At 73.6% G+C, this 3,087-nt stretch carries 4 protein-coding genes; 2 read left to right on the top strand and 2 right to left on the bottom strand.

Features of this window, described 5'->3' with window-relative positions; translation table 11 throughout:
• A partial coding sequence (locus tag IEY86_RS35695; RefSeq protein WP_189136057.1) for a tetratricopeptide repeat protein occupies window positions 1-231 on the top strand: 231 nt, incomplete at its 5' end.
• Between the two features lie 387 nt (window positions 232-618).
• Here the strand turns inward: IEY86_RS35695 and IEY86_RS35690 are convergent.
• Window positions 619-771 (bottom strand): hypothetical protein, encoded by a 153-nt coding sequence (locus IEY86_RS35690; RefSeq protein ID WP_189136056.1) that lies wholly within the window; start codon window positions 769-771, stop codon window positions 619-621.
• Window positions 768-980: a hypothetical protein gene (locus tag IEY86_RS35685; protein ID WP_189136055.1), complete on the bottom strand. Its 213-nt coding sequence runs from the start codon at window positions 978-980 to the stop codon at window positions 768-770. Before IEY86_RS35685 ends, IEY86_RS35690 begins: the two co-directional genes overlap by 4 nt.
• A gap of 749 nt (window positions 981-1,729) precedes the next feature.
• On the opposite strand from IEY86_RS35685, the gene IEY86_RS35680 reads away from it, so the two are divergent.
• Window positions 1,730-3,087 (top strand): tetratricopeptide repeat protein (locus tag IEY86_RS35680; protein WP_229699078.1); only part of this gene is annotated, 1,358 nt, incomplete at its 3' end.

Here is a 3,087-nt window from a genome sequence, read left to right as displayed (position 1 = left end):
GTCCTGGACGAACGCGAACGCATCCTCGGACCCCACCACCCCGACACCCTCACCACCCGCCACAACCTCGCCCACTCCTACCGGCAGGCCGGACGCACCGACGACGCCATCGGACTCGAAGAGCGGGTGGTCGGGGAACTGCGGGAGGTCCTCGGCGTCGATCATCCCTGGACGATCGAGGCCATGGAGGCGCTGGCCGACTGGCGCGGGGAGTCCTTGGACGGCATGTGACCGGGAGTGCCCGAGTGGTGGCTGTCGAACCTCTGCAGTAGGCGGGGGAAAGCGACCGGGGAGCGGGCCGACGCGCAACAAGCTGGGCATCGCCTGGAAGTGGCGCGAGGTCCTCGCGGGACGACCGGGCGGATAGGGGCAGAGCGCGCCGTAGGGGCAGTGAGCAGCCCGCACAGCAGGCCACCACCGCACTCTGGGCTCCCCATCCGGCTGGACCCCTCCGCCCGGGTGGTGGCGTCCGCCCGGCTGGGGCGCATGGGCGATGTCACCCTCGCCGTGGTGGGGCGCTCCGCCCCCGGGGATGGTGCCCGCTCAGGCCTGCGCTGCGCCTGTTGTTCCTGCGGTGCTGCTGTCCTGGCGGTGGCTGCGGCCCCGGCGGTACATCAGTCAGCCCTGGCTGCCCCCGGCGGTCGCCGGGTATCCGGGGTTTTCGGCGACGGCGCCCGCGGTGCCCATGCGCCCGCCCTGGCCGGGCTCGCCGGATGGGACATCCGCGTGTACGCCGCGCTCCTTGACGGGGCGGTGGTGCTCGCGTGTCATTGCGTGCTGCCGGTCAGGGTGGTCAGGGTGGTGGTGAGGGTGGCGGCCAGGGTGAGGGTGGCGGTGAAGGCGATGGCGGCGTGGGTGAGGGCGGCGGGGTAGGTGGCCCGGTCGCGGCGGGCGAGGTACCCGGCAGCCGTCGCGGCCAGGGCGGCGATCACGGTCACCAGAGTGCAGGCGAGCAGGATCACGGCGGTGTGGTCGGACATGGTGTCGGTCCCCTCGGGGGTCGGCGGTGGATTGCGTTGGTGCCGAATCTCGGGTACGGGGTGTTCGCCGTGGTTCGCGCGTCGAAGATGGACACCGGCGAACAGCGGCACCGGCCGCGCAAGAGGTTTTCGGGAGGGGCGCTCGGGTGGGGGCGGATGGGATACGGGACCCGGCGGCATTGGCCGACCTGCGGGCCCGGTTACAGGCCGGGCGGGTCGCGAGGGGTCTGAATCAGACCGAACTGGCGCGCGCGGCCGGTCTGGGGCGTACCACGGTCAGTCAGGCGCTCAGCGTGAATGGGCCGGTGTCTTCCGCGGGCACGGTCGGTGCGCTGGCGCGGGTGCTGCGTCTGGATGTCGGGGTGTTGCTGGGTGTGCTGGATGCCGCGACCGGGCGGGGCGCGGCGGCTGCGGTGGAGTTGGGGGTGCCGGGGCGGCCGATCGGGCTGTGGGATCCGCATGATCTGGAGGTCCATCCGGCGGCTGACGCCCCCGCCCCGGGCGGTCGGCCGGGCGGCGGGGGTGGGCGGGGTTGGGCGGCGGTGCTGCCTGGCTATGTGCGGCGTGCGCATGATGAGGAGCTGGCGGCTCTGGTGGCTGCCGCTGCGGCGGGGCGCAGTGTGATGGCGGTGTTGGTGGGGTCGTCCTCGACGGGGAAGACGCGTGCGTGCTGGGAGGCTGTGCAGCCGTTGGCGGATGAGGGTTGGCGGTTGTGGCATCCGTTCGATCCCACGCCTGCCGATGCGGCTTTGGCGGATCTGGTGCGGGTGGGGCCGCGGACGGTGGTGTGGCTGAACGAGGCGCAGCACTACCTCGGTGCCGGTGGCGGGATGGGTGAGCGGGTGGCTGCGGCCGTGCACACTCTGCTGACCGACCCGGCCCGCGCTCCGGTTTTGGTGCTGGGCACGTTGTGGCCGCAGTACGCCGACACCTACACCGGCCTGCCGGCCCCGGGGGCGCCGGATGTGCATGCGCGGGTCCGCGAGCTGCTGGCCGGACGCCTGATCCCCGTGCCCGACTGCTTCGATGCCACCGCGACCGGGCAGGCCGAGGCCTTGGCTGCGGCCGGGGACCGGCAACTCGCCCATGCCCTGGATCAGCTGGCCGACGGGCGGCTGACGCAGTTCCTGGCCGGCGTACCGGAACTGCTGCTGCGCTACGAAACCGCTTCCCCGGCGGCGCGGGCCGTGCTGGATGCGGCCATGGACGCCCGCCGTCTCGGCGTCGGCCTGAACCTGCCGGTCGGCTTCCTGGAGCAGGCAGCGCCCGACTATCTCAGCGACCAGGGGTACGACGGGCTTGCCGACAACTGGTTTGAGCAGGCCCTCGCCGAGGCCACCCGGACCGTCCACGGCCACCTCGCCCCCCTGCGCCGCATCCGCCCCCGCCCCGTCCGCGGCGGCACGGCACCGGTGAGCGGTCCGTCCCCGTGCTACCGGCTCGCCGACTACCTCGAACAGCACGGACGCCGCGAGCGCTGGCGCCTGTGTCCACCGGAATCGTTCTGGCAGGCCGCACACGACCACCTCGCCCCCGACGACCTCACCCACCTCGCCCACGCCGCCCGCGCCCGCCACCGCCTGCACTGGGCCGAACGGCTGTACCGGCGGGCCGCCGACGCAGGCGACACCGACGCCCTGGCCGAACTCGCCCGGATGCGGGAGCAGGCCGGGGACTGGAAGGGCGCCGAGCAGCTGTACCGGCGGGCCGCCGACGCAGGCGACACCGACGCCCTGGCCCGGCTCGCCTTGATGCGGGAGAAGGCCGGAGACCGGAAGAGCGCCGAACAGCTGTACCGGCAGGCCGCCGACACAGGCAACACCATTGCCCTGTCCGTGCTCGCCCGGACGCTGGAGGAGGCCGGGGACCGGAACGGCGCCGAACAGCTATACCGCCAAGCCGCCGACACAGGCAACACCCACGCCCTGACCGAGCTCGCCTGGATGCGGGAGCAGGCCGGAGACCGGGAGAGCGCCGAACGGCTGTACCGGCGGGCCGCCGACGCAGGCGACACCCACGCCCTGTCCCAGCTCGCCTGGATGCGGGAGCAGGCCGGGGACCGGCAGGGCGCCGAGCAACTGGCCCGGCAGGCCGCCGACGCAGGCGA

It is taken from the genome of Wenjunlia tyrosinilytica, from assembly GCF_014646055.1.
Taxonomy (GTDB): Bacteria; Actinomycetota; Actinomycetes; order Streptomycetales; family Streptomycetaceae; genus Wenjunlia; species Wenjunlia tyrosinilytica.
The sequence above is the reverse complement of the archived record's forward strand: the minus strand, read 5'-3'. Positions and strand labels throughout refer to the sequence as shown.

Excerpts from the sequence above, each read along its gene's own strand:
- IEY86_RS35690 (WP_189136056.1), bottom strand. The coding sequence starts at position 771 with ATGACACGCGAGCACCACCGCCCCGTCAAGGAGCGCGGCGTACACGCG.
- IEY86_RS35685 (WP_189136055.1), bottom strand. The coding sequence starts at position 980 with ATGTCCGACCACACCGCCGTGATCCTGCTCGCCTGCACTCTGGTGACC.